This window comes from Thalassospira lucentensis (assembly GCF_050516545.1).
In the GTDB taxonomy this organism is placed as follows: domain Bacteria; phylum Pseudomonadota; class Alphaproteobacteria; order Rhodospirillales; family Thalassospiraceae; genus Thalassospira; species Thalassospira lucentensis_C.
This window is the reverse complement of sequence record NZ_CP191544.1, coordinates 463,590-486,476: the sequence shown is the minus strand read 5'-3', so window position 1 is coordinate 486,476 and position 22,887 is coordinate 463,590. Positions and strand designations below refer to the sequence as shown.

The 22,887-nt window shown below is 52.5% G+C and carries 26 protein-coding genes; 11 read left to right on the top strand and 15 right to left on the bottom strand.

What is annotated here, in order from left to right; all coding sequences use genetic code 11:
* The first annotated feature begins 45 nt into the window (after positions 1-45).
* On the top strand, positions 46-726 hold the full coding sequence (locus ACQ0MK_RS02125) for a DUF1013 domain-containing protein (RefSeq protein ID WP_350040683.1): 681 nt from the start codon (positions 46-48) through the stop codon (positions 724-726).
* 165 nt (positions 727-891) lie between these two features.
* Positions 892-1,695 (top strand): DeoR/GlpR family DNA-binding transcription regulator, encoded by an 804-nt coding sequence (locus ACQ0MK_RS02120; RefSeq protein ID WP_430474625.1) that lies wholly within the window; start codon positions 892-894, stop codon positions 1,693-1,695.
* Positions 1,696-1,826: 131 nt separating this feature from the next.
* On the opposite strand, the gene ACQ0MK_RS02115 is transcribed toward ACQ0MK_RS02120, so the two are convergent.
* Both ACQ0MK_RS02115 and ACQ0MK_RS02110 read right to left on the bottom strand, forming a co-directional pair.
* Entirely contained in the window at positions 1,827-3,722 is a 1,896-nt protein-coding gene (locus tag ACQ0MK_RS02115; RefSeq protein WP_430474624.1) for a propionyl-CoA synthetase, read from the bottom strand.
* A gap of 391 nt (positions 3,723-4,113) precedes the next feature.
* Complete coding sequence (locus ACQ0MK_RS02110) at positions 4,114-4,278, bottom strand: YdcH family protein (RefSeq protein WP_350044345.1); 165 nt, start codon at positions 4,276-4,278, stop codon at positions 4,114-4,116.
* Positions 4,279-4,393: 115 nt separating this feature from the next.
* Between ACQ0MK_RS02110 and ACQ0MK_RS02105 the strand changes: the two genes are divergently transcribed.
* Positions 4,394-5,011, top strand: a complete 618-nt coding sequence (locus tag ACQ0MK_RS02105; protein WP_430474623.1) for a UbiX family flavin prenyltransferase — start codon at positions 4,394-4,396, stop codon at positions 5,009-5,011.
* Here the strand turns inward: ACQ0MK_RS02105 and ACQ0MK_RS02100 are convergent.
* On the bottom strand, positions 5,008-5,469 hold the full coding sequence (locus ACQ0MK_RS02100; RefSeq protein ID WP_430474622.1) for a TIGR02444 family protein: 462 nt from the start codon (positions 5,467-5,469) through the stop codon (positions 5,008-5,010). The two genes, ACQ0MK_RS02105 and ACQ0MK_RS02100, sit on opposite strands and share 4 nt — an antisense overlap.
* A gap of 28 nt (positions 5,470-5,497) precedes the next feature.
* On the bottom strand, positions 5,498-6,604 hold the full coding sequence (locus tag ACQ0MK_RS02095; protein WP_430474621.1) for an ATP-dependent 6-phosphofructokinase: 1,107 nt from the start codon (positions 6,602-6,604) through the stop codon (positions 5,498-5,500).
* A gap of 108 nt (positions 6,605-6,712) precedes the next feature.
* Between ACQ0MK_RS02095 and ACQ0MK_RS02090 the strand changes: the two genes are divergently transcribed.
* Positions 6,713-6,919, top strand: coding sequence for a YdcH family protein (locus ACQ0MK_RS02090; RefSeq protein WP_350044349.1), 207 nt, complete (start codon positions 6,713-6,715; stop codon positions 6,917-6,919).
* Between the two features lie 231 nt (positions 6,920-7,150).
* Here ACQ0MK_RS02090 and ACQ0MK_RS02085 read toward each other — a convergent pair whose 3' ends face one another.
* Positions 7,151-7,951, bottom strand: a complete 801-nt coding sequence (locus ACQ0MK_RS02085) for a GGDEF domain-containing protein (RefSeq protein ID WP_430474620.1) — start codon at positions 7,949-7,951, stop codon at positions 7,151-7,153.
* A gap of 296 nt (positions 7,952-8,247) precedes the next feature.
* Between ACQ0MK_RS02085 and purE the strand changes: the two genes are divergently transcribed.
* From purE to ACQ0MK_RS02070, 3 genes are all read left to right on the top strand, one after another.
* Positions 8,248-8,748: a 5-(carboxyamino)imidazole ribonucleotide mutase gene (gene purE / locus ACQ0MK_RS02080; RefSeq protein ID WP_350044352.1), complete on the top strand. Its 501-nt coding sequence runs from the start codon at positions 8,248-8,250 to the stop codon at positions 8,746-8,748.
* 114 nt (positions 8,749-8,862) lie between these two features.
* Complete coding sequence (locus tag ACQ0MK_RS02075; protein ID WP_430474619.1) at positions 8,863-9,951, top strand: 5-(carboxyamino)imidazole ribonucleotide synthase; 1,089 nt, start codon at positions 8,863-8,865, stop codon at positions 9,949-9,951.
* Positions 9,952-10,131: 180 nt separating this feature from the next.
* Positions 10,132-10,812 (top strand): thermonuclease family protein, encoded by a 681-nt coding sequence (locus tag ACQ0MK_RS02070; protein WP_430474618.1) that lies wholly within the window; start codon positions 10,132-10,134, stop codon positions 10,810-10,812.
* 104 nt (positions 10,813-10,916) lie between these two features.
* On the opposite strand, the gene ACQ0MK_RS02065 is transcribed toward ACQ0MK_RS02070, so the two are convergent.
* Genes ACQ0MK_RS02065 through ACQ0MK_RS02050 form a run of 4 tightly spaced genes read right to left on the bottom strand, consistent with a single transcriptional unit; the run spans position 10,917 to position 14,010 of the window.
* Positions 10,917-11,612 (bottom strand): COQ9 family protein, encoded by a 696-nt coding sequence (locus tag ACQ0MK_RS02065; protein ID WP_430474617.1) that lies wholly within the window; start codon positions 11,610-11,612, stop codon positions 10,917-10,919.
* A gap of 1 nt (position 11,613) precedes the next feature.
* Entirely contained in the window at positions 11,614-12,237 is a 624-nt protein-coding gene (gene def / locus ACQ0MK_RS02060) for a peptide deformylase (RefSeq protein WP_430474616.1), read from the bottom strand.
* Between the two features lie 59 nt (positions 12,238-12,296).
* On the bottom strand, positions 12,297-13,529 hold the full coding sequence (locus ACQ0MK_RS02055; protein WP_430474615.1) for an HlyD family secretion protein: 1,233 nt from the start codon (positions 13,527-13,529) through the stop codon (positions 12,297-12,299).
* Positions 13,522-14,010 (bottom strand): hypothetical protein, encoded by a 489-nt coding sequence (locus ACQ0MK_RS02050; protein ID WP_430474614.1) that lies wholly within the window; start codon positions 14,008-14,010, stop codon positions 13,522-13,524. The genes ACQ0MK_RS02055 and ACQ0MK_RS02050 overlap by 8 nt, the downstream gene beginning before the upstream one ends.
* Before the next feature lie 355 nt (positions 14,011-14,365).
* On the opposite strand from ACQ0MK_RS02050, the gene rpsU reads away from it, so the two are divergent.
* The 3 genes from rpsU to ACQ0MK_RS02035 all read left to right on the top strand — a co-directional run bounded on the left by rpsU (position 14,366) and on the right by ACQ0MK_RS02035 (position 16,719).
* Positions 14,366-14,569 (top strand): 30S ribosomal protein S21, encoded by a 204-nt coding sequence (rpsU, locus tag ACQ0MK_RS02045; RefSeq protein WP_007091098.1) that lies wholly within the window; start codon positions 14,366-14,368, stop codon positions 14,567-14,569.
* A gap of 258 nt (positions 14,570-14,827) precedes the next feature.
* A complete protein-coding gene (locus ACQ0MK_RS02040; RefSeq protein ID WP_430474613.1) occupies positions 14,828-15,211 on the top strand; it encodes a hypothetical protein in 384 nt (127 codons plus the stop codon).
* A gap of 86 nt (positions 15,212-15,297) precedes the next feature.
* The gene (locus ACQ0MK_RS02035) at positions 15,298-16,719 is read left to right on the top strand and encodes a PepSY-associated TM helix domain-containing protein (RefSeq protein WP_430474612.1); all 1,422 of its coding nucleotides are present in this window, start codon (positions 15,298-15,300) and stop codon (positions 16,717-16,719) included.
* A 44-nt stretch (positions 16,720-16,763) separates the two neighbouring features.
* Here ACQ0MK_RS02035 and ACQ0MK_RS02030 read toward each other — a convergent pair whose 3' ends face one another.
* From ACQ0MK_RS02030 to ACQ0MK_RS02005, 6 genes are all read right to left on the bottom strand, one after another.
* On the bottom strand, positions 16,764-17,528 hold the full coding sequence (locus ACQ0MK_RS02030) for an SDR family oxidoreductase (protein ID WP_430474611.1): 765 nt from the start codon (positions 17,526-17,528) through the stop codon (positions 16,764-16,766).
* Between the two features lie 180 nt (positions 17,529-17,708).
* Positions 17,709-18,263, bottom strand: a complete 555-nt coding sequence (locus ACQ0MK_RS02025; RefSeq protein ID WP_430474610.1) for a hypothetical protein — start codon at positions 18,261-18,263, stop codon at positions 17,709-17,711.
* 39 nt (positions 18,264-18,302) lie between these two features.
* The gene (locus tag ACQ0MK_RS02020) at positions 18,303-19,064 is read right to left on the bottom strand and encodes a hypothetical protein (RefSeq protein ID WP_430474609.1); all 762 of its coding nucleotides are present in this window, start codon (positions 19,062-19,064) and stop codon (positions 18,303-18,305) included.
* A 125-nt stretch (positions 19,065-19,189) separates the two neighbouring features.
* Complete coding sequence (locus ACQ0MK_RS02015; RefSeq protein WP_430474608.1) at positions 19,190-20,587, bottom strand: NAD(P)(+) transhydrogenase (Re/Si-specific) subunit beta; 1,398 nt, start codon at positions 20,585-20,587, stop codon at positions 19,190-19,192.
* Positions 20,588-20,599: 12 nt separating this feature from the next.
* A complete protein-coding gene (locus tag ACQ0MK_RS02010) occupies positions 20,600-21,031 on the bottom strand; it encodes an NAD(P) transhydrogenase subunit alpha (RefSeq protein ID WP_430474607.1) in 432 nt (143 codons plus the stop codon).
* A complete protein-coding gene (locus ACQ0MK_RS02005) occupies positions 21,024-22,187 on the bottom strand; it encodes a Re/Si-specific NAD(P)(+) transhydrogenase subunit alpha (RefSeq protein WP_430474606.1) in 1,164 nt (387 codons plus the stop codon). Before ACQ0MK_RS02005 ends, ACQ0MK_RS02010 begins: the two co-directional genes overlap by 8 nt.
* Between ACQ0MK_RS02005 and ACQ0MK_RS02000 the strand changes: the two genes are divergently transcribed.
* Entirely contained in the window at positions 22,169-22,624 is a 456-nt protein-coding gene (locus ACQ0MK_RS02000) for a hypothetical protein (protein WP_430474605.1), read from the top strand. The two genes, ACQ0MK_RS02005 and ACQ0MK_RS02000, sit on opposite strands and share 19 nt — an antisense overlap.
* The last annotated feature ends 263 nt before the right edge of the window (positions 22,625-22,887 follow it).

The following is a 22,887-nucleotide window of genomic DNA, read 5'->3' as shown; positions in this document are numbered from 1 at the left end:
GCCCAACGCCGGTCTCCAGAGAGAAAGAAAGAAACAGGAGGAACTATGGCACAGCCCCTCATGCCCAAAGCAACCGCCGTATGGCTTATCGACAATACCGGCTTGTCGTTCCGGCAAATTGCTGCTTTTACCGAGCTGCATGAGCTTGAAATCCAGGCAATCGCCGATGGCGATGTTGGCCAGGGTATTGTCGGCCTTGATCCGGTCGCCAATAGTCAGCTGACCAAGGATGAAATTGCGCGCTGTGAAAAAGACCCGCGTGAATTGCTGAAAATGGCGAAATCCGATCTGCCGCGCCCGCGCTCGCAGTCCAAAGGTGCCCGCTATACCCCGGTATCCAAGCGCCAGGATCGCCCGAACGCGATTGCTTGGCTGCTGAAGCATCACCCGGAACTTTCCGATGCACAGGTTTGCAAGCTGATCGGGACCACCAAGGACACCATAGGCAAGATCCGTGACCGGACCCATTGGAACTCGGCAAACCTGACACCGCGTAACCCGGTGACCATGGGCCTTTGCACCGAGCTTGATCTTGAAAAACAGGTCGTGATCGCGCGTTCCAAAAACCCGGAAAAAATCGCCAAAAATGTCGAGCCGGATCCGCTTCCAGAAGAGTTGCAGATCAATCCGGAACCAGATTATCCGGGTAAAAAGGCCAACGAGAAGAAGTCAGAACCGAAAACTTCCGACTATATGGAAGCTGCCGAAAACCTCTTCCGTTCCTAATCCAATTCAAAAGGTCGCCCGACGGGCGGCCTTTTTCTTTGGGCAGTGGTCAAGAAGCGCGTTAAGTTTGTTTCACAGGAATGCCGCAAAACCGTAACGCAACCGACATGCGCCCTGCATACCATTCGCCTGAACTCAGACGAACAACACCGAAGAAACGTTTCCATGCAAAAACGTCCGACCGAACGCCAAGCGGGTATTGTTGAACTTGTCCGCGCCGATGGTTTCCGCACCATTGAACAACTCGCCGAACGCTTTGACGTAACCCCACAAACCATCCGCCGCGATGTCAGCGCGTTATGTGACGAAGGATTGCTCCGTCGTCGCCATGGCGGGGTTGAACCGGCCCTTGAACACGAAAACATCGCTTATCGGGCACGCAAAGTTCTCAACGTAAATGAAAAGCGTAAGATCGCAGCCCTTGTCGCGCGTGAAATCCCGAACGGGGCATCGCTGTTCTTTTCAATCGGGACAACGCCCGAACTGGTGGCCAGTGCCTTACTCCAGCATCGTGATTTGCGGATATTTACCAACAACCTCAATGTCGCCTATGTCGCGGCGACCAATGACAGCTTTGAAGTCACCCTGATTGGTGGGCGCTTGCGCAACCGGGATCGTGATGTTTTGGGCCCGGATGTTGAAGCATTCTTTAACAGCTATAAGGTCGATTACGGCATCTTTGGCGTTGGCGGCATTGATGCCGATGGCAGCCTGCTTGACTTTGATGAACAGGAAGTCCGCGCCCGATCCGCCATATTGAATAACGCCCGCCAGTCTTATCTGGTCGCCGATCACACCAAATTTGGCCGCAACGCTGTTGTCAGAGGCGGATCGGTCAGCGATGTCAGCGCGTTCTTTACAGACCTTTCGCCGCCCGAACCGATCAATCAAATGATCACAAAGGCCGGTGTTGCATTGCATATTCCCGAACCCAATACAGAGTTTCCGACATTTATCATCCCGGAATAGGACGCGTGATTCGTGGCCTGATACCTCAGGAACCCCGCATACCGTTCCGACAAAAAAGCACCTGCCATGGCTTTACCTGGCGGGTGCTTTTTTAAGACGAATCGGAAAGGTCACGGAGTACAGCGTGATGGCTATTTGGCGTAGCCGATTTCCTTCAACGCCTCGGCAATTTCGGGCAAAATGGCCGGATCGTCGATTGTTGCAGGTGTGTTGTAATTTTCACCATCGGCAATCGATCGCATGGTTTTGCGCAGGATTTTACCCGACCGGGTCTTGGGCAGACGGTCAACCACAGTTGCCTGCTTAAAGGCTGCAACCGGGCCAATCTGATCACGTACCATCGCAACCACTTCTGCCAGAATGGCTTCATGCGGACGGGTCACACCCGATTTCAGCACGATAAAGCCAAGGGGCAATTGCCCCTTTAGGTCATCATGCACCCCAATCACCGCACATTCGGCAACATCCTGATGTCCTGAAAGAACTTCTTCCATCGCCCCGGTCGACAGGCGGTGCCCCGCGACATTGATGATGTCATCGGTGCGTGACATGACATAGATATAGCCATCTTCATCAATGAAACCGGCATCCCCCGTGGCATAGAAACCCGGAAACTCATCAAGATAGGATGATTTGAACCGATCATCATTCTGCCAAAGGGTCGGCAAGGTTCCCGGCGGCAATGGCAGTTTGGCGGCAAGTGCGCCGATCTTGCCGCGTTCAAGCGGTTTTCCCACCTCATCAAGAACCTGAACATCCCAGCCACACGCCGCAACCGTTGGTGAACCATATTTGATCGGCAATAATTCAATCCCGCGCGGATTGGCACAGATCGACCAACCGGTTTCGGTTTGCCACCAATGATCAATCACCGGCACGCCCAAACTTTTTTCCGCCCATTGCAACGTATCGGGGTCTGACCGTTCGCCGGCCAGATAAAGCGCCTTCAGGCTGCTTAGATCATAGTTCGCCATATGGGCGGCATTCGGATCATCGCGTTTGATCGCGCGAAATGCCGTTGGCGCGGTAAACAATACTTTTACTTTGTGCTGTGAAATCACCCGCCAGAACGCGCCTGCATCGGGGGTTCCAACCGGTTTTCCTTCATACATCACCGTCGTACAGCCCGCCAGAAGCGGCGCATAGACGATATAGGAATGACCAACCACCCAACCGACATCGGATGCCGCCCAATAGACATCACCGGCTTTGACATCATAGATGTTTGTCATCGACCATTGCAGGGCAACCATATGCCCGCCATTGTCGCGCACAACCCCTTTGGGCTGCCCAGTCGTTCCAGACGTATACAAAACATAAAGCGGATCGGTCGCGGCAACCGGCACACAGTCAGACGGTGCCGCCTTGGCACATTCCACGATCCAGTCGTAGTCGCGTCCTTCAATCAGCGCCGCATCGCATTGCGGACGTGCGAACAAAATCACACTTGATGGTTTATGCTCAGCCAGCTCTATCGCACGATCAAGCAACGGCTTGTATTCAATCACCCGTGATCCTTCAACACCGCAACTGGCAGACAGGATCAGCTTGGGTTTGGCATCATTGATGCGAGTTGCCAACTCGTTCGAGGCAAAGCCGCCAAACACCACAGAATGAATGGCCCCGATCCGTGCACAGGCCAGCATCGCCATCGCGGCCTGCGGGATCATTGGCATATAGATGATGACAACGTCGCCTTTGCTCACACCGTGTGCATGCAAGGCACCGGCAAGCCGGGCGACTTCATCGCGCAATTGGGTATAGGTGAACGTTTCAACCGTTTCCGTGACCGGGCTGTCATAAATCAGGGCTGCCTGATCTCCGCGGCCGTTCTCGATATGGCGGTCCAACGCATTATAGCAAGTATTGACCTCGCCACCGGCGAACCAGCGGTAAAATGGCGCGTTACTGTCATCAAGAACACGGTCCCATTTGCGATACCATGAAAGATCTTCTGCGGCCTCTGCCCAAAAGCCTTCCTTATCTGCAATCGAACGATCATAGATTTCCTGATAGCGACCGATCATTGGTAAATCTTCCTCCCGCGACATTGGATCTTTTGCCCAAATAGAGCGCGTATGTATGATGTCAAATAAATCGGCATCATGATACCGATTTATTTCACCAACACCCCTTAGACATTGGTAGACGTCTGTAACCCCGGTTTTCTGCGGATTACAATTAGTCAAAACATACCGCTCACATGATCGCTTTGATGCGTACATGCGTATGTTTCATATCTGGGGAGTCACACAGGAATTGGAAGGACAGACATAACGCAGACATAAAATTGCCGCCTCACGCGTGGGCTACAATCGGAGGCGGCAAAAGCAAGAGTATGGAAATCTATGAGGTCGTCAAACCGTCGGCATGGGGCATCGCGTGTTTAGCATCACACGTTTGGCCATGCCCGGACGGCTAATGGGTTATTCGGTTTATCTCGTCTTTGATTTCAAGCTTGCGACGTTTAATGTCTGCGACTAGGGAATCATCGGGCGCCGGACGGCGCGTCTCGAGGTGGAGTTCCTGCTCAAGTGCAGCATGTTTGGCAGTAAGAGCTTCGATATGACCTTGAACGCTCATTCGCCTACTCCTTATATCTGACATTGCCCACAGGAAGATGGTATTAATTTCGTAACATGATTACCAGTGTTTCAATCACCGACGTGATCGAGAACACAGTCGAACAAGGAACGGCATGACGCAAAAAGATCGACTTATCATTGGCATAACCGGTGCATCCGGTGTGATTTACGGCATACGTTTTTTACAATTGCTGAAAAACATGCCAATCGAGACTCATCTGGTCCTTTCCAAGGCTGCAGAGCGCACCATCGCGTATGAGACCGATTTTAAAATCCGCGAAATCAAGGAGATGGCTAACATCCTCCATGACAATGCCGACATCGGTGCCCCGATTGCGTCGGGATCCTTTCGCGCCCGCGGTATGGTGATTGCCCCCTGTTCGATGAAGTCTCTGGCCGAGGTTGCCAGCGGAGTCGCAGACAATCTGATCGCCCGTGCCGCGGATGTGATGCTTAAAGAACGCCGCCGCCTTGTCCTGATGGCGCGTGAAACCCCGCTGCATGCCGGACATATCCGCAACATGGCGCAAGCCACTGAAAACGGGGCAATTATTGCCCCACCCGTTCCGGCATTTTACGCGCGCCCAACATCAATTGATGAAATGGTGACGCAAAGCTGTGGCCGGATTCTTGATCTGTTTGACATTGACTTGCCCGAAACCGCACGCTGGGGCGATGAAGATGCCGCCAATCACATCCCGGTCACAGGTGTGCCTAAAAAACGCGATTAAAGCCCCATCAGCTCAATGAGGGTTTTAAGAGCGGCATCGCATTCATCCTGATTCAAATCGAACCGGGTTGGCGAAAGATAGGCATGTGCGCCTGCATACGGGTCATCACAGGGGATCGGCTGAACAGCGTCACATAATATGTGTTGTTCGATGCGTTCTGCCTGCAATTCGTCGGCCTTGACCCGTTGACGTAATTCCTGCGCACCATCAGATGGTTGATCGCGCAGAAACCGCCGTGTTGCGCGCAGTGGTACAATTACGTTATCACGCCAATCGCGTACGGTTTCTTCAAGCGACGATATGCTGTGCGGGGCCAGGCCCTTTTGGCCAAGGAAAAACATGAACAGCAGCATATTGACGTCCAGACCGCAGCGATCCTGAAGATCCAGACACAGTTTGGCCACACCGCTTCGCCCATACATCTCGACTGTAAACGCCCAGACTTCGTCCTGTTTCATGCCCAACCCGTTCATTTATTTGCTTTGCTCAAACGGTCTTTGCCGTTCGGACATTCTTTGGCGGGGTTCCAAGATAGGCCCCCAGCCCCTTGGCGGTCGAAACCATGGTGCCCTTTGTATCGACAAGCCGTGGTCCGACAATAACATCTTTCATCGCCACATCGATCACCTTGCGTTTTGACCAGGCAACCACCCGGTCAAATTTCTGCTGCGCAATCAGATCAACAGCATGCACACCAAAGGCCGATGCTATCACGCGGTCGCGCGGGGATGGAATGCCACCGCGTTGAACATGGCCCAAAACCGTCACCCGTGTTTCCCAACCGGTCCGCGCGCCCAATTCTTCGGCCAGCCAATGACCAATGCCGCCATAGCGGATTTTTTGTCCGTCATTGCCTTGGGTCACGGCACTGCCATCATCGCGCTTTACGGCCTCTGCGACGATGACCAAGGCATGATTGCGCCCTCGTTTGCGGATGTTGCGACAATGCTCGCTCAGCGCATCCAAATCGTAATCCATTTCCGGGATCAATATGGCATCCGCCCCACCGGCCACCCCGGCAAACAGGGCAATATGCCCGGCATCGCGCCCCATAACTTCCAATATCATAATGCGGTCATGCGAAGCAGCCGTGGGCTGCAACCGATCAAGCGCCTCGACCGCGACATTTACAGCCGTGGTAAAACCCACCGAATATTCGGTCTGTGCCAGATCATTATCAATGGTCTTGGGAATACCCACCAGATTGATCCCGCCCATCTGGGCCAACCGATGCAAGATCGCCATGCTGCCGTCCCCGCCAACCCCGATCAGGGCATCAAGGCCAAGCTTGCGATATCCCTCAATCACTTCATTGGAACGATCAGCGAAGCTGCCATCGGGCATGGGATAATCAAACGGATCCCCTTTATTGATCGTTCCCAATATGGTGCCACCAAGCCGCAGCATCCCGTCATTGTTCACCTGATCATTCAGATCAATCGCCTGTGGCGGGTCTTGCATCAGGCCATGCGTGCCCTGGCGAATACCAACCACGTCCCAGCCATAGCCAAGAACAGCCCGGCGCACGACCGCAAGAATGACAGCATTCAATCCCGCACAGTCACCACCACTGGTCAAAATCCCGATCCGCATGCGTTTCCTTCCTGATATGGTCATCATTGTTATAAATCATATGGGTTGCCCATCTGATATCTGTTAATATCAAGATCACTTCGCGTTGGTTATTAAGCTGGATCAAAAATGGACGAAATCAATCAGATCGAGATTGAAAAAAGACTTCATTCTTTACGCGAGGAACACCGCGACCTTGATGTCGCAATCGGACAAATGGTGTTGGCCCCACACCACGATCAACTGCGTCTGGGCCGCATGAAAAAGCGTAAACTCGCCCTAAAAGACGAAATCCTGTATATCGAGTCGCAACTGGTTCCCGACATCATCGCCTGATTTCGGGTGCGATCTTGGGCCATTGCTTTCGCAACGCACACATATTTTCTTAAAATCCCTGCCGTCCAACCATCGGATCATACCGAACAATCAATCGCGCGCATCTGGCACTTGCTTCTGGATTTGTAAGTTAAATCCGGATGCGTCTGGCATCAAGGGAATGTGGGTTGGTTTTGGGAGAGGCCGTCTGCAAGGTGGCCCTCGCAATTATCGGAAATTGTAAGGTGGCGATCAAATCCCGTACGGGATGCGATCAATTTGTGCGAGATACATTTCCTTTTGCGCCCGCAAGGCCGAATCCGCTGCGTTCAATGCCGATATAGCGGTATCCCCACCGACAGCCTGATACATGCCAAAGACCGGAACAACAGTAATTTCTTTATTCTTATGGCTATAGGGATGCTGATTAAGCCAACGGGTAATTGCATCAATACGCTGTAAGATATCGTCCTTATCCACATTATACATCAAGGCAACAAAGTCATTACAGCCAAGATATCCAAGATGGTGCGGCGCCATGACGAAATCGCCAATAATACTCCGCACGTAATTGAACAACCCGTCTTTGCATTCCTGACCATAGCGCTGCAAAATATCTTCGATATTTGACAACTCACAAATCAAGATCGTCCGATTGGTCCGATCAGTTCCCAAAAGAGACGCTTCATTTTCAAGAATCTGCATGAAGGCCGGACGGCTCAGCGCACCGGTAAACGGATCGCGGCCTTCGGTACGGGAAAGTTGTGCCAAACGTTTCTTCAGATCGGCTGAACTATCGGTAAGATTATTGATCCGCACCATCAAACGGCCAATTGCCTGTTCCACCGCTGGCGTCACCTGATCATCGGGGATGCCCAAAACATTGGCGATATCAGGTGTATGAAAATGCACATCTTCCACAGGTTCCGGCAGGTTTTCGGTATCAATATCAACTTGATGCTGCTGATTTGGCCCACGCCGACGCCCGGCGTCCTTGCTATAGGCAAAAACACCGTACTGACTTGATGGATATCTTCCATCCCCTCCCCCCATAGAGGGTGTCATTGAAGTGGGTCGCGTGACTTTCATGTCTGACCTTCCGTGCTACCTGCACAGTTATATGAGCTATTGGTAAAGAATACATCAAAAGGGCAATCATTTCACCCCCATTTTCAATCCTCAGTAAGAATAGCCACTCCATACGTTTGAATAGTCGAATTTGCTTGATTAGACAGGCCTGAGATATACAAGTTCCAACCGATCTGCAATGGCATAAGCAAGCTTGCATGCCAGGCCCTGCTGCATATAATGCGGCCCTTCACGAAACCGCCCGAAACGGAGCCGCCAATATGAGCGATCAAACACCGGTCATCGGCATTATCATGGGAAGCCAGTCTGACTGGGAAACCATGAAAAACGCAGCAGATGTCCTTGATGCGCTGAACGTCGCGTACGAGACCAGAATTGTCTCGGCCCATCGCACACCTGATCGCCTGTATGATTATGCCAAATCGGCAAAGTCACGTGGCCTTAAGGTCATCATTGCCGGTGCGGGCGGTGCGGCCCATCTTCCGGGCATGGCTGCGGCCATGACCCCGCTTCCGGTTTTGGGTGTTCCGGTTCAAAGCCGCACCCTTAAAGGTCTTGATAGCCTGCTTTCCATCGTCCAGATGCCCGGTGGCGTTCCGGTCGGAACCCTTGCCATTGGTTCAGCCGGTGCAAAGAATGCCGGTTTGATGGCGGCTGGCATCATGGCGCTGATGGATGACGATCTTGCCACGCGCCTTGATGACTGGCGCGCAGCCCAGACCGCATCGGTCGCAGACGAACCGGTTGATCCGGCACCGTGATCTGCAAACAGACGCGCCCTATCGGGCGCGTTTTTGTTTGTCCCAAACAAGTTTTATCGTTGCCTGAATTAAGGTAAAGCTTTCCCGGCGGAAAGATTTTTGATCGAGGAATACATGACGCAGGATTTCGACACGCGCATCATTGCACCGGGCAGCACGATTGGCATTATGGGCAATGGCCAACTCGGCCGCATGGCCGCCTTCTGTGCCGCAGAGCTTGGCTATAAGGTTCACGTTTTCGGCCCGGGTGCTGATAGCCCGACCGAACAGGTATCGGCCAAGGCAACCATTGCCGATTACAGCGATCTGGATGCCCTGCGGGCCTTTGCGCAAGATGTCGATGTCGTAACGTTTGAATTTGAAAACGTCCCACATGATAGTGTGAAGCTTCTTTCGGAACTGGTGCCGGTACGTCCGGGCTGGAAATGCCTGCACATTTCGCAAAACCGCCTGCGCGAAAAAACCTTCTGCAATGATCATGGTATCGGAACTGCACCGTTTGAAGCTGTGCGCTCCTTGGCCGATCTTGAAGCCGCCGTTGCCAAACTCGGCCGTCCATCGGTTCTGAAAACCACCGAAATGGGCTATGACGGCAAGGGTCAGGTCAAAATCACCTCCGAAACCGATCTTACGCAAGCATGGGCTGAGATGAAGGATGCCGAAGCCATCCTTGAAGGATTTATTTCCTTTGAACGCGAGATTTCCGTGATCGTTGCCCGTGGCATTAAAGGCGACACCGCCTGCTTCTGCCCGGTTGAAAACGTTCATACCAATCACATTCTGGATGTGACGGTTGCCCCGGCTGAAATCGCAGATGAACTGACCAAAAAAGCCGAAGACATGGCGATCAAACTTGTCAGTGCCATGGAATTTGTCGGTCTGTTGGCGGTTGAAATGTTTGTCACCACTGATGGCAATATTCTGGTCAATGAAGTTGCCCCGCGCCCGCACAATTCAGGTCACTGGACGATTGATGCCTGCATCACCAGCCAGTTCGAACAGTTCATCCGTGCAGTCTGTGGCCTGCCCTTGGGCGATCCGACCCATCATTCCAAGGCCCGGATGAAGAACCTTCTGGGCGATGACATCAATGACTGGCAGGCAATTTTGACCGAGCCAAATGCCAAACTGCACCTCTATGGCAAGGCCGAAGCAAAACCCGGCCGCAAAATGGGCCATGTCACATGGATCTTGCCAAAGTAACCCGACAGAATTTGCGATCATACGCATGATAGAAGCCCCGGATGCCAAACCTATCCGGGGTTTTTTCGTATGACATTCATAGCATTACGGCCAAACACCATCGAATGGCATTGTATGCCCAGTCGATTGGCATCGGGTTTGCTGTTGTAGGGACAGGAAACTCTTTATGGACGGAACGAGATGAAGAAACTTCTGATCCTTCTTTCACTGGCCCTTGGCCTGAACGCCATCGAAAGCCAGATGAACCATGCCAATGCGGCCCCGGGTGCTGCTGGCTTCCCCGATGTTGTCGAAGGTGACAAGCTTCGCTTTGGCAATATGATTGTCGAGCTGTTTGGCATTCGTGCGCCAAAACCCGGCATGATCTGCCGGGCCGGAAATGTCGAATTTAAATGCGGTGCCGCCGCAACACAGGCGCTTGATCGCATCATTGATAACTATGCGATTAAATGTCAGCAGGTCTCGGACGTTCAGCTTTTCCCGATGCTGACCGAATGCACCATTGGCCGGAACGATCTGAACCGTCTGATCCTGCGGGCCGGTTGGGCGATGGTCGATATGGTAAGCTGCGATAGCCACCCAAGCTGCGAAACCTATTTGCGTGATCAGGACTTTGCCAAGGAAAACCGTAAAGGCATCTGGATGGGCACACCGCCCTCGGAGCTGGTTGCCCTTGCCGCCAAACCGACGCGCCAGGAAATCCAGTCAGATGATGATGCTCTTAATCGCGAAGAAAAGGCGCTTGAAAAGGCCCCGTCCCATCTGTTTGGTAAAGCCTTCAACATTGATCTGGCCGAAGAAACCAAACGGGCCAATGCGCCCGACCGCACCCTTTTAAGTTTCCTCGAAAACACGTTCTGACCCCGAAGGTCACCGAGTTTCCAAAACAGACCAGAACCGCAAAACGCCACCGCATATCATGCCGGTGGCGTTTTCTTTTAAACATCCAATCTCAGGCCGCGGACCTATCCACCAAACTGGCGGCGCATACGCCCGGCGGTTGGCACACAGCGCGAAAGCTTCGCCCCGAGTTTGAAGGGGGCTTCGGCAAACTTGCCGACCTGCCCGAACTTGGCGGTAATTTTCGGAATCTGAAGCACATTACTGATCCGGCGATCCAAGAATGCCCAGCTATCGGCATGCCCGTCGGATTTATCATCAAGCCAGAAAGCCAATGTCGATCCATACACACCGGCAAGCAACATCCGCTTGGTGTACCAATTATGGTCGGTCGATGTATCCCCGGCGGCAACCCACATCTTGTCCACCGTGCCATGGGTCAGTTTAAGACCAAGGGCAACATTTTGCGGCAAGGCAAGATTGGCCAAGGCGGCACGGACGGCGTCTTTTTGATCTTCGACCAGATCAAGGCGGGTCTTGACCGCAGCTGCAATCCGCTGACGAATTTTCATGTCATCAAGCCCCTTTTCATCAAGGGCTGCGACCATTTTACGATCCACCAGTTCGACATAGGTAATGATCGCCTGACGAATGCCATCGGGCAGCAAACGGTCCACTTCACCGGGTGCAAGGTCAAGGTCCTCCGCACCGGCCAGAAGCGACTGTTTCGTCCAGCCATCAAACGGCACGTGTTCAAGGGCAGCTTCGACCAGTGCCTGGCGCTGGGCATCCAGGCGGCTCATGCTTTCGGACACGGTCATATCAGGCCTCCTCATTACTTATGTTGGCGTCATCTGTATCTGTATCCGTATCCGTATCGGTGTCGGCATCGGACACGTCTGACTGCCTAAAGGTCGTCTCGGGCGGATATTCACGCAATTCTTCGTTAAAACCAAGAAGCGTCATGTCTTCCATACGTTCGGGATACATGACTCCGATCAAATGATCATATTCATGTTGCACCACGCGGGCATGGAACCCACCGGCAAGGCGTTCGACTTCCTCGCCCTTCTCATTTAACCCGCGGTAACGGATTTTGTTCCAACGCGGCACCACACCCTGAAGCCCCGGAATGGACAAACAGCCTTCCCACCCATCGACGATTTCATCGCCAACCGGCTCAATTTCCGGGTTGATCAGAACGCTCAGCGGAATTTCGCCGTCATCCGGGTCATCGCTTTTGCGAAAGACCGGCACGAAAAAGACCATGATCGCCTTTGACTGAAACACCTGTGGTGCCGCAAGGCCAACGCCACCGGCATCCTTCATGGTGTCCTTCATGTCAGCAATCAGACGCTGAATTTCAGGATCAAGCGGGTCTTCAACCCGGTCTGCGACATGGCGCAGAACCGGGTGGCCCATCCGGGCAATTTTAAGGATCGACATATCTCTATATCCAACCAAAACCGCCCTTCTGTAAAGACCCTATGCGCAATAACCCTGCCCTAGTGGCCAGAGAACACCAATGTCTGGATCGGCCACAGCAATGCCTGAACACGCAACAGCAAGGCATGCACGATCCCAACGGTCTGTACCATATGCAGAAACAGCCACTCGCCAGTTCCAATATCCGGATCGTCAAGCTGATCATGGGTATTGGTGTACGCATTGGCGATACACTGGCTGCCCCACGGCACATCTTTGACCTGTTCCGGATAAAGCGGGATCATTTTCGCCAAAAACGTACCCGGTGTGCTGCGTTCAGAGATATCAAGCAATCTGTCGGTCGGGCGGAACTGACCGGCTGCAATAACCGGCTGCACACTGGTCACCAGCATCGGGATAACTTCGAACGGAAGCGACGCACAGGCCATTTCGGCGATAACGCCAGCCTTCACAACCTGTGCGGACACCTGCTGGAAGCCAGCCTGAAACACCACTTCGTCGGGTTTTTCAGGGATCAAAATACCGGCAGGACGCAATAACGGATTCACCACATCACCAATCTGCAGGGCAAATTGCTGAACCACGCCATTCACACCGGCCCGGACAACGGTTTTTGACAGGGCAACTTCAGCCGAACGTAAAGATGCCTCTGCACTGGCAAGCTGTGCAGGCAACAATGTGTCCAGTTTGGTTTGGACCGCTGTCATGTTTGCCTTGGCGGCATTGACCCCGCCCTGACGGGTTGTCAGGGAAACTTCCAGTCTTTCGACCTCACGCCTTGAAACCGCGTTGGTTCCGCGCGACAGAAGGTCTGACTTGACGTTCAATTCATCGCGAACCTGCGCATAGGCACCCTGTGCTTCTTCAAGGTTACCGGCAGCGACCGCAAGATCAGCCTCGGCTACGGCCATCTGCGCACGGATTTGTGCGACTTCCTGCGTGGCCATTTCGACCGCTTCGGTCTCTGAACGGTCATCAAGGCGGAACAAGGGTTGCCCTGATGTGACCTGATCATCATTGCCGGTATAAATCTCGACCACCCGACCGTTCTTTTCCGGAAGGATTGTCAGCGTTCTGTAAAAGGACGCGACATTCTGGCTGGATGGATGGAAATAGAAAATCAGCGTGATCAGCGAAATGGTCAGGATCGCACAGGCAACAATGCCGTAGCGCAGCTCATACCAGACGGAAAACAGTGTGATTTCCTTGCCGAGACGCTTGCCCTGCCGAAAACGGCGGAACAGGTAATCCGGCAGGATGGTGAAAATTGAACACAGAAGAAGCTCAAACATCTTTATGGTTCTCCTGTGCGGTCGTCTTGACTGTTTCAGCACCCGTGTTAGTGGCTTCAACGCTCATGTTCGTGGTTTCCGTTGCAACAGCGCCGTCGGTTGCCACGGCGGGCGAAACCGAGTCGCTCAGGGCACCCTTTTGGCGTGCCATTGCCTTGACCGCGTCGGCAATCGCATTGATCGGGGTATAAAAGTCAGGCACCTGAACAACCGCAATCACCAATGCCGCCAACCAGAACAGGTTGTTATGGGTAAACAACGCAAGAAGGGTCAGGATACTGATCAGCTGAAGCTGCGTATGATTGGCATGATGGGCCATTCTTTCAGGCAGCGCATGCAGGCTTAGATATAACGCCCCAACACCAAACACCGCCAGCACAACGAACCAGACAATAATTGTAAACAGGACATCTGACTGTCCGGGGCCGGTGATGAAGAACGGCGCATGTGCGATTGCCGCCTCCCGCAGAGAGCTTTCCATATCCAAATCCCACCTTTTGTATGGCCGAAATGCAATAAGCCAATTTTGTCAAAGCACTATACCCAACTTTCTACCGAGTTTTTACCCAATTAATTCACCTCGTGATAGCAATCACAAAACCGACATTGGAAATTGACGCATTCAGGGTCTGTATATAGCGGTTCTGACGCGACTTTTTGCGTGGGCGTTTGCTTTGATCGGTGGAATGAACGCCCAAGGCGAACATCCTCTTCCCTCTTTTCTTTTTGGCCGGTTTGCACTATATACAGGCCACGGTCATGTTGACCGTAGATCCAACCGGAGGGCATTCCGCTTCTCCGGGTGTTTTTGTTTTTTTGAAAGGAGCGTGGTTTCCGTGCAGGTAATCGTTCGCGACAACAATGTCGATCAGGCTCTGAAAGCCCTTAAGAAAAAGATGCAGCGTGAGGGCATTTTCCGTGAGATGAAACTCCGTCGTCACTTTGAAAAGCCGTCGGAGAAGAAAGCTCGCGAAGGGGCGGAAGCAGTCCGTCGTTCCCGCAAGCTGGAGCGTAAGCGCATCGAGCGTGAAGGCTTCTAGTCTTCTTTTTCACTTTCGGGGTTCCTCGAACGTGATACTGCATGGTCGAATTTAGCTTGCTAAGTTCGGACCCGTGCACCAAACCCGCCTCGGAGCAATCCAGGCGGGTTTGGTTTATCTGCCCTATCAAAACCTCATCTGATTATTCGCCTGAAGACCATGACAATTATCATGGCGAAAAATCCTGAAACCCGTTAAACGCGTGTCGCGTATCTGTCATCGACAACACATTCGATGGCAACGGCTGGGGAAAATTCAATGCCTGCATTACGATCACGGGTTCAGATCACGGTCCGCATTCTATGCGTGATCGCCCTGATGCTTGTTGGCGTCTCGCATAAGCTGGCATCCTTTGGCCCGATACCCGATAGCGATCTGGTAAGCTTTGCCCTGCCCGATGGTACTCTTCCCGTCCTGTGTCTGAGCGGTCAGATCAGCGACCCGGACAATAATGCCGGTTTGCTCGACTCTTGCGAATTCTGTCGCATTGCATCGGCGGTTATCCTGCCCGATAACCCGTCAATTCCCGAACGCATTGAATTCGCCACACGTGTCTTTGCCCATCTGCCCAAGCGGGTTGAACATCGGCTGACCACCCGTGACACGCCAAACATCCCGCGTGCCCCGCCCTTTATCGTCTGATCTGCCCTCCTTTCATCGCAGTCGATGCGCGCCATGCCCGCGTGCCTGCGGTGTTTTGCATATCCGATGATAAAAGGTTCTTTCTGATGAAACAGAACGCTTCGCCCGCGCGCGAAACCACCACCGATCCGGAATCCCGCAACCTGTCGCGCAAGTTTTACAACGCCGCATGGCGCTGGCATTTTTATGCCGGACTTTATGTTGTGCCCTTCCTGCTGATGCTGGCGACGACCGGTCTTTTGATGATGTATTTCAATGTCATTGAAACCCGGTTTGGCGACCGCATCCTTGCATCCGACGGCACCCGCCAAAGCCTTGAGACACAGGCACAAGCCGCACGTGCCTCCCTGCCCGATGCGACGGTCAGCCAATATATCGCCCCGATCGAAGACGATCTTGCCACCATGTTTCTGGTCGATAGTGGTGGCAAGCAGCATGTCGTCACACTTGATCCTGTCACCACTGAAATCCGCAAAACCATTGTGACCGATGACAGCTGGTTTTACTGGGCAAGTGACATTCACGGCGAACTTCTGATCGGTGATCTTGGCGATCGGTTGATTGAAATTGCCGCAGGCCTTGCCATCATTCTGATCGTCACCGGGCTTTACATGTGGTGGCCGCGCGACGGCAAAGGATTGCGATCCGTTTTATGGCCGGACTTCCGCACAACCCGCCGGACGTTCTGGAAAGAACTCCATGTCACCAGTGGGTTCTATATCTCGGTCATTCTGTTCTTTTTCCTGATCACCGGCCTGTCATGGGCGGGCATCTGGGGTGGTCAGTTTGTTCAGGCCTGGAGCACCTTTCCCGCCGAAAAATGGGATAATGTCCCGCTGTCCGATGACATTCATGCCGATATGAACCACGGCGCACTTCATGACGCCCCCTGGGGGCTGGAGCAAACCCCGATGCCCGCATCCGGATCGGATGCCGGGGCACTTGGTCTTGCCGATGGCACACCGGTTAATCTTGATACGATCACGGCCTTTGCCCACAGCATCGGGTTTAACGGTCAGTTCCGCGTCAATTTGCCGCGCGGCGAAAACGGCGTTTACACCCTTTCGGCCGACACCATGAGCGGCGATAGCGTCATGCCGACCGGCGATCACACCATCCATATCGACCAATATAGCGGCAAGGTTCTTGCCGAAGTCGGCTTTGCCGATTATTCGCTGGGTGCCAAAAGCATGGCGGTCGGAACCGCCCTTCATCAGGGCGATCTCGGCTGGTGGAACGTGATTGCCAATACCCTGTTTTGCCTGACGGTGATTTTCCTGTGCATCAGCGGCATTGTCATGTGGTGGCTGCGCCGCCCGTCCAACAGCCCTATCAGCCTGTCCCCACCGCCAATGCCCAAAAACCTGCCGCTTTGGAAGGGGGCCGTGTTTGTGATGTTAGCGCTATCATTGGCCTTCCCTCTGACCGGCATTACGCTGGTAACGGTTCTGGCGATTGATGTGTTGATTGTCTCGAACGTGCCGGTTCTTAAACGCGCATTTGGCTAAGGCAAAAGCACCCCCGCCCGGATATTCAGGCGGGGGTCACCATTTTACGCTGCCTTGCAGATCGAATTGCCACCATCAACAATCATGGCTGTTCCCGTCACAAAGCTGGCAGCATCTGATGCCAAAAACATTGCAGCCTTGGCGATTTCAACCGGGTCAGCAATACGGCCCAAAGCATGAAACTTTTCAACCATCGCACGGGTTTCAGGATCAGAGGTAAAGCTTGCCGCCATTGGTGTATCCGTACCGCCGGGCACCAATGCATTCACTCGAACATTTGCCCCGCCATATTCCACGGCCAAACACTGCGCCATGCCCAAAAGTCCCATCTTGCTGGCGGCATAGGCCGTCATGCCGGGCATTCCAATGGTATGCCCGACAAAAGTCGATGTGAAAATCACCGATCCACCGCCCCGCTTGGCAATCTCGGGCAGCTGATATTTCGCACCAAACATCGCCGATGTCAGATTGGCACGCAGCGTCTTGTCCCAGTCATCAACCGTAATATCATCAAGCGACCCCAGTGTTCCCAGCCGTCCGGCATTGTTAAAGCCGACATCAAGCCCGCCATATTCCCCGACGGCTGCATTGACCAGCGCCTTGGCATAAGCTTCGTCACAAACATCGCCCGCCAGTGCAAAGGCTTCTCCACCGGCACCAACGATTTCAGTAACAACCTGATCAAGCCGATCCGCACCCCGTGCGCCCAGCACAAGCTTGGCCCCCTCGGATGCAAACAATTTGGCAGATGCTGCACCAATGCCGCTGCTGGCCCCGGTGATGATGATAATCTTGTCTTGAAGTAACATGATGTCTTCCAATCCATCTGGCACCGGCTCACAGAAAAGCGCGGTGCAATTAACGATGAAGGAAGATTACGTCGGGGCCCAAATACCTGCTCGCCAGTTTCGGACCTGACATTTTATCTGTTTAAAAACAGTAAGTTGAAATATTTCAAACCAGACAAAACTGCCTTAACGGCCCCAACCCTATTTGCCCGAAACCCAACCTTGGACCTGATCTAGCACGGTCGGTTTATAACCGATGGGTTCGGGCATCGGTTCAGACCGGACAATGATCCCTGACTGGGTCCGATAGACCGTATAGACCATGTCCGGATCGATATCGGTAAAGGTCGAGCTGCCATATTCGGCATCAACAAAGAAATTCCACTGTGCAAGATAGTTCGCAAGATCAAGCACATCCCCCGCCCCCAGATCATAGGCAAGATGCGGGCGGGTATTTTCCGCCTCGATATCGCCATAGCGCCCTTCAAACCGGACCAACTGATACCGGGCATCCATGCCCATCACATTGGCCCAGGGTTTTAGCTTGATAAACTCCGCATCAATCCGCCACTGATCACCGTAAATCTCGTAAGTGCCATTCACACCCTGATCTTCTGACACCAGATGGGCGGTAAAAACATCCTCGGACACGGGCTCAAAATACATCGCAGCAATCGGCTTTTCAGCCGTCAGGCGGACATAGGTTAGGATCGTCAGCCCCATCGACGCGACGAGCGCTAACGAAATAACAAACACCAAAAACAATGAGACCCTTACAGCTCGGAACATATCGACTCAAGAACCGCCAAAATCGAAAGAAGGCCAGTTGCTATAGTCCTCCAATTTTTTGACTAAAATCGGGAACTGATTGTCAAAAAAAACAACAACCATCGACATCAATGATAGATAGTCGATCAATAAGCTATTTTTCTTATCTATCGAAAAATCTTCATATATCAGGGTTTCATCTGTTTTATCCAAGTTAACGCCAATTATAGATGAACAAAAATTTGGATGGCAAAAATCGGATAAGAAATCATACTTATCTCTGAAGCCAACGTCCCCTCTCTGCCCAACCAAGCTTGAGAAGTATTTTTCCGACTTATCAATAAAATAAAGAACGTTAACAGGATCTGGTGCGTGGGAAAACATCTCATGAGATGCACCAGCCAAAGCTCTTACGATTTTAACGTAGAGATTCTTATATGTAGTTCTGCCATTTAAAAAGGAGTCAACTACAGCACAATAGTATCCCAGCTGACATGTACTTTCGATATGAGCTCGACAATTCAATGCCAACCCAAGAACGTTCTGGCTTTCAATCATTTGAAATGATGCTGAAGTTAGAGCAACTGAACGCCTTAAAGTATTTTGTCTCAACACCCTGAAATTCTGAAGAATAATAGATTTACTGTCGTGTTCGCCCTTCTTCTTTAAATTTATCACCTTCTCGCATCTAGAAACTGCATCAAGGTGATGCTTAAGAATTTCCTCGAACTGCTCAGCACTACCAATAAGTTCTGATACTTCCCTTGCCCTTTCAAAACCTTCAATCATTGGCTGCGCCCACAAATTGTTTAAATATTGTGCCGAATTATCTTCAACCCCCTACTGTATATTAATCAAGCAAAAAGGCGGCCCCGTTGGAGCCGCCTTTTGTCTTCTCAAATCGGATGGTCTGATCAGCTATCAAGATGCGTGACGATTTCTTCGCACATCTTTTTGGCATCGCCAAACAGCATCATGGTGTTGTCTTTAAAGAACAACTCGTTCTGAATACCGGCATAGCCTGCCGACATCCCGCGTTTGATGAACAGCACCGTTTTGGCTTTTTCGACCTCAAGGATCGGCATGCCGAAGATCGGGCTTGCCGGGTCGGTTTTGGCCGCCGGGTTGGTGATGTCGTTTGCGCCAATGACAAAGGCAACGTCGGCGGATCCGAAATCACGGTTGATTTCATCCATCTCCAGAACGTCGTCATAGGGCACATTGGCCTCGGCCAACAGCACGTTCATATGGCCCGGCATACGTCCTGCCACCGGATGGATGGCATAGCGGACCTTGACACCTTCGGCCTTCAGGATATCGGCCATTTCACGCAAGGCATGCTGTGCCTGTGCCACGGCCATGCCATAGCCCGGAACGATAATGACGCTTGATGCGTTTTTCATAATAAAGGACGCATCATCGGCCGAACCGGACTTCACCGGACGGTCATTGTCGCCACCGGCTGCTGCCGCACTTTCGCCTTCGGCACCGAAACCACCAAAGATGACGTTAAAGATCGACCGGTTCATGCCCTTACACATGATGTAAGACAGGATCGCACCCGACGCACCCACCAGCGCCCCGGTAATGATCAGGGCATTGTTCTGAAGCGTAAAGCCGATGCCACATGCTGCCCACCCGGAATAGGAATTCAGCATGGAAACAACAACGGGCATATCCGCCCCGCCAATCGGAATGATCAGCGTGATGCCCAGAACAAGCGCAAGCGCGACCAAGATCCAGAACGCCGTATGGCTTTCGGTTGCCACCATAATCACGGCAAAGACGACGATACCGATCGCAATCGCAAGGTTAAGCATATGCTGACCGGGGAAGCGAACAGGCGCTCCCGATACAATGCCCTGCAACTTGCCAAAGGCCACGAGCGATCCGGTAAAGGTAATCGCACCAATCGCAACGCCCAGACCCATTTCAATCAGGCTGGCAGCACCGATGTTGCCTGCGGTGCCAAGGCCATAGGCCCCCGGCGAATAAAGTGCTGCACCGGCAACAAACACCGCTGCCAGACCGACAAGCGAGTGAAAGGCCGCCACAAGCTGTGGCAATGCGGTCATTTTGATCTTAAGCGCAATGATCGTACCGATCGATCCACCGATCAAAATACCGACAATGATGGTTGTGTATGACAGCACCGACGGGGATGCCAGCGTGGTAAAGATGGCGATTGCCATACCCACCATGCCAAGGATATTCCCGTTCCGGGCTGACTCAGGTGACGAAAGTCCGCGCAACGACAAGATGAAGCAGACCGAAGCCACCAGATACAGAAAAGCCGATAGGTTTTCCGACATTGTGTGTTCCCCCTACTTCTTTTTCTTGAACATTTGCAGCATACGCTGGGCGACGATAAAGCCGCCAAAGATATTGACCGAAGCCAATATCACCGCCATGAAGCCCATCATTTTGGAGAAATTCATCTCCACCGGACCTGCTGCAAGAAGCGCACCGACAATAATCACCGATGAAATGGCATTGGTTACCGCCATCAAGGGTGAATGAAGGGCCGGGGTGACTTTCCACACGACGTAATAGCCAACAAAGCAGGCCAGTACGAACACCGTCAGTCCAATGACCGTCGGGCTGACACCCGATGATTGAACCGCAACCGTTGCTGTATTTGCCGCGTCATTGGCACCATTGGCCAGACTATCGGCAAGCTGGGCGGCCTTTTCAGCCAGACCAAGCGCAGCATCGCGCAGTTCATTTGCATTCTGGGCTACGGATTGATCAGCCATTTGCGATCTCCTCCCCACCGAATTTAGGATGAACGACCTTTCCGTCATGGGTCAGACGGGTTTCCTTGATGATTTGATCTTCGCCATCAAACACCAAAGCACCTTTGTCCTTATCGACAGAAAGGGTGATGAAGTTCAAAAGGTTCTTGGCATACATCGCCGTTGCATCGGTTGCCACCGAACTGGTGATGTTTTCCGACCCAACAAGCTTGACGCCATTGGCGGTGATAACTGTTTCGCCCAGCTTAACACCGGCAACGTTGCCACCGCGTTCAGCCGCCAGATCAATGATCACGGAACCCGGTTTCATGCCGGCAACCATGTCGGCTGTGACAATCTCAGGGGCCGGACGCCCCGGAATAAGGGCCGTGGTGATCACGATATCGGTTTTTGACAGAACGTCTTTAAGCTTATCGGCCTGCTTTTTCTTATAATCGTCCGACATTTCCTTGGCATAGCCACCGGACGTTTCCGCATCGGATGCTGCGTCATCTTCGACTTCAATAAAGGTCCCGCCAAGTGACTGAACCTGTTCTTTTACCGCCGGGCGCACATCAAACGCCGATACCACGGCACCAAGGCGCTTGGCGGTTGCAATTGCCTGAAGACCGGCGACACCGGCCCCGACCACAACAATACGTGCCGGTGCCAAAGTCCCGGCAGCGGTCATCATCATCGGGTAAATGCGGCCAAATTCATGCGCAGCATCAAGCACCGCGCGATAGCCCGCAAGGTTGGATTGCGACGACAGCACATCCATCGATTGCGCCCGCGAAATACGCGGCATCAATTCCATGGAATAGCCATCAACACCCGCCGTTGCCATGGCTTCGATCAGTTCTTTACGATCAAATGGCTCAAGCAGGGCCACAACAGCGGCTCCCCTTTTATAGGCGGTTAATTCGTTGGTTTTGCCATCAATGACGGGTGGCCGCACCTTGAAGATGACATCGGCATCCTTCACGGTGGTTTTCATTGTTTTGGCAATGGTTGCCCCGGCATCGACAAATCGATCATCGGGTATGGCGGCATCTATTCCGGCACCAGCTTCAATTGCAACGTCAAACCCCAGAGCAATCAATTTCTTGACGGTATCTGGTGTGACAGCAACGCGCTTCTCTCCGGGCCATATTTCTTTTGGAACGGCCAGTTTCATCGCGTTCGACCTCCTTCCCTAATGTATTTGGTAAGCACGGTAATTGTTGTTTTAATTCCAGTAACCGGTTCCAGAACGTCGAACGCGCTCCTTTTGGACCGATCACAAGCACCCTTGCCAGAAAAGAAAAAGGCGGTTCTTCCAGCAAATGCAGAAGAAACCGCCCACTTTCCCACCACGCATTCCAAAGCCGTAAAGCCTTGGTGACATGTCAGGTCCCACCCGTCATTGCTGCTCAGGACAAACAATCAATGACGCCCCGCCATGTCTGCGTTGAAAGCAAGATGCGATTTCCAACCGACAACCACAATATCAAAAACCAACAAAAAACTTGTTTAACCTTAATTAAGTTAATTACATTGGAAATCTGGATTGCGCGGAAAACCGCACATTTTATTTCCGCACTGGAACAGGTCTTTATCCTCACCAATATGTAATAGGTCTTTGATTTACGGTAGTTTCCCCTATTTTTACCCCGCGCAGTAAGTGAACATTATCTTACAAAAGAACGCATAAGTCTGCATCAATCACCGTGATAACAGTCTTTACGAAACGCAAGCGGACGTAAAAAGTTCGCAAAATTTTTGCTGGTCTTTTTGAAATAGTCGGAATTTCGCGGTGAAATTGACGCTCTATGGCGTGAAAAAGCGCAAACAGCGTACCCGATTCCATGCCTTGAAAGCCGAATCGCGGTGCAACG

Excerpts from the sequence above, each read along its gene's own strand:
- ACQ0MK_RS02125 (WP_350040683.1), top strand. The coding sequence starts at position 46 with ATGGCACAGCCCCTCATGCCCAAAGCAACCGCCGTATGGCTTATCGAC.
- ACQ0MK_RS02120 (WP_430474625.1), top strand. The coding sequence starts at position 892 with ATGCAAAAACGTCCGACCGAACGCCAAGCGGGTATTGTTGAACTTGTC.
- ACQ0MK_RS02115 (WP_430474624.1), bottom strand. The coding sequence starts at position 3,722 with ATGATCGGTCGCTATCAGGAAATCTATGATCGTTCGATTGCAGATAAG.
- ACQ0MK_RS02110 (WP_350044345.1), bottom strand. The coding sequence starts at position 4,278 with ATGAGCGTTCAAGGTCATATCGAAGCTCTTACTGCCAAACATGCTGCA.
- ACQ0MK_RS02105 (WP_430474623.1), top strand. The coding sequence starts at position 4,394 with ATGACGCAAAAAGATCGACTTATCATTGGCATAACCGGTGCATCCGGT.
- ACQ0MK_RS02100 (WP_430474622.1), bottom strand. The coding sequence starts at position 5,469 with ATGAAACAGGACGAAGTCTGGGCGTTTACAGTCGAGATGTATGGGCGA.
- ACQ0MK_RS02095 (WP_430474621.1), bottom strand. The coding sequence starts at position 6,604 with ATGCGGATCGGGATTTTGACCAGTGGTGGTGACTGTGCGGGATTGAAT.
- ACQ0MK_RS02090 (WP_350044349.1), top strand. The coding sequence starts at position 6,713 with ATGGACGAAATCAATCAGATCGAGATTGAAAAAAGACTTCATTCTTTA.
- ACQ0MK_RS02085 (WP_430474620.1), bottom strand. The coding sequence starts at position 7,951 with ATGGGGGGAGGGGATGGAAGATATCCATCAAGTCAGTACGGTGTTTTT.
- purE (WP_350044352.1), top strand. The coding sequence starts at position 8,248 with ATGAGCGATCAAACACCGGTCATCGGCATTATCATGGGAAGCCAGTCT.
- ACQ0MK_RS02075 (WP_430474619.1), top strand. The coding sequence starts at position 8,863 with ATGACGCAGGATTTCGACACGCGCATCATTGCACCGGGCAGCACGATT.
- ACQ0MK_RS02070 (WP_430474618.1), top strand. The coding sequence starts at position 10,132 with ATGAAGAAACTTCTGATCCTTCTTTCACTGGCCCTTGGCCTGAACGCC.
- ACQ0MK_RS02065 (WP_430474617.1), bottom strand. The coding sequence starts at position 11,612 with ATGACCGTGTCCGAAAGCATGAGCCGCCTGGATGCCCAGCGCCAGGCA.
- def (WP_430474616.1), bottom strand. The coding sequence starts at position 12,237 with ATGTCGATCCTTAAAATTGCCCGGATGGGCCACCCGGTTCTGCGCCAT.
- ACQ0MK_RS02055 (WP_430474615.1), bottom strand. The coding sequence starts at position 13,529 with ATGTTTGAGCTTCTTCTGTGTTCAATTTTCACCATCCTGCCGGATTAC.
- ACQ0MK_RS02050 (WP_430474614.1), bottom strand. The coding sequence starts at position 14,010 with ATGGAAAGCTCTCTGCGGGAGGCGGCAATCGCACATGCGCCGTTCTTC.
- ACQ0MK_RS02040 (WP_430474613.1), top strand. The coding sequence starts at position 14,828 with ATGCCTGCATTACGATCACGGGTTCAGATCACGGTCCGCATTCTATGC.
- ACQ0MK_RS02035 (WP_430474612.1), top strand. The coding sequence starts at position 15,298 with ATGAAACAGAACGCTTCGCCCGCGCGCGAAACCACCACCGATCCGGAA.
- ACQ0MK_RS02030 (WP_430474611.1), bottom strand. The coding sequence starts at position 17,528 with ATGTTACTTCAAGACAAGATTATCATCATCACCGGGGCCAGCAGCGGC.
- ACQ0MK_RS02020 (WP_430474609.1), bottom strand. The coding sequence starts at position 19,064 with ATGATTGAAGGTTTTGAAAGGGCAAGGGAAGTATCAGAACTTATTGGT.
- ACQ0MK_RS02015 (WP_430474608.1), bottom strand. The coding sequence starts at position 20,587 with ATGTCGGAAAACCTATCGGCTTTTCTGTATCTGGTGGCTTCGGTCTGC.
- ACQ0MK_RS02010 (WP_430474607.1), bottom strand. The coding sequence starts at position 21,031 with ATGGCTGATCAATCCGTAGCCCAGAATGCAAATGAACTGCGCGATGCT.
- ACQ0MK_RS02005 (WP_430474606.1), bottom strand. The coding sequence starts at position 22,187 with ATGAAACTGGCCGTTCCAAAAGAAATATGGCCCGGAGAGAAGCGCGTT.